At 73.5% G+C, this 982-nt stretch carries 2 protein-coding genes; both read right to left on the bottom strand.

The window, feature by feature from the left end; translation table 11 throughout:
* Window positions 1-52: 52 nt before the first annotated feature.
* The gene (locus CCN72_RS33540) at window positions 53-709 is read right to left on the bottom strand and encodes an ATP-binding protein (protein WP_086812037.1); all 657 of its coding nucleotides are present in this window, start codon (window positions 707-709) and stop codon (window positions 53-55) included.
* An 86-nt stretch (window positions 710-795) separates the two neighbouring features.
* A partial coding sequence (locus CCN72_RS33535; protein WP_279630308.1) for a glycerophosphodiester phosphodiesterase occupies window positions 796-982 on the bottom strand: 187 nt, incomplete at its 5' end.

The raw sequence follows: 982 nt of genomic DNA, 5'->3' as shown, positions 1-982 counted from the left end.
CACCTGGCTTTCACCGGCCCCCGCCCGGCTCGGCCCCGCCCGGCTCTCGGCCTCAGGCCAGGTCCTCGAACGCCTCCGCGAGATCGAGGCCGGACAGATCCGGCGGCGCCGACGCGGTGAGCGCGGCGGTGACATGGTCGCGGCGGCAGCGGGCATCCGGGTCGTGCACGTCTCCGTGGACCACCACCCAGACCGTCACCTCGCCGCGGACGTCGTCCCGTACGCCCCAGTCGTCGGCGAGCGCGGTGATGATGGCGAGCCCCCGGCCGCCGTGCGCGGTCACCGAGGGGGTGGCCGGCGCCGGGCGGGTCGGGCCCCCGCCGTCCGTGACCTCCACGATGAGCCGCCCGCCCGTGTCCACCCGCCATGCGGCCCGTACGTCACCGCCGTCGTACCCGTCTCCGCTCCCGGCCCGGGCCGCACCCAGGGGCCGGCCGTGCTTGCACGCATTGCTCAGCAGTTCGGAAAGGATCAGTACGGCGTCGTCGACCACCGATTCCGCCACGCCGCCGCCGCGCAACTGCGCGCGCATCCGGCGCCTCGCGTCCCCCACGCCCGCAGGGCCATGGGGTACGGCCATGCACGACGACGTGGGCACCTCCTGTGCCACCACCAACGCCACCCCCGAGACCTCCTTCGCCCCACGCCACGGTGTGGATGCCCCAGTGATCTGTGCCGGAAACCGGCCAATCCCCTTCCGCTGACGCATTCGATACCCGCGCACACGCGGCGAACGCGCCGGAGCACTCCCTGTGACGACAGCGGCGGCCTGCGGCGGGGTGTCAATAGGGAAGATCAGCGGCCGAGCTGGTCCAGCACCGCGCGCGGGCGGTTGGTGATGATGGCGTCGACGCCGAGTTCGAGGCAGAGGTCGACGTCCTCGGGCTCGTTCACGGTCCATACGTGCACCTGGTGCCCGGCCCGCTTCAGCCGCTCCACGTACCCGGGGTGGTTGCGCACGATCCGCACCGAGGGGCCCGCG

It is taken from the genome of Streptomyces murinus (assembly GCF_002154555.1).
GTDB classification, from domain to species: Bacteria; Actinomycetota; Actinomycetes; order Streptomycetales; family Streptomycetaceae; genus Streptomyces; species Streptomyces murinus.
Note: the sequence above shows the minus strand (reverse complement) of the source record. Positions and strands in the feature narration are given on the sequence as shown.

Coding starts and splice junctions, on each gene's coding strand:
- CCN72_RS33540 (WP_086812037.1), bottom strand. CDS start 709: ATGCGTCAGCGGAAGGGGATTGGCCGGTTTCCGGCACAGATCACTGGG.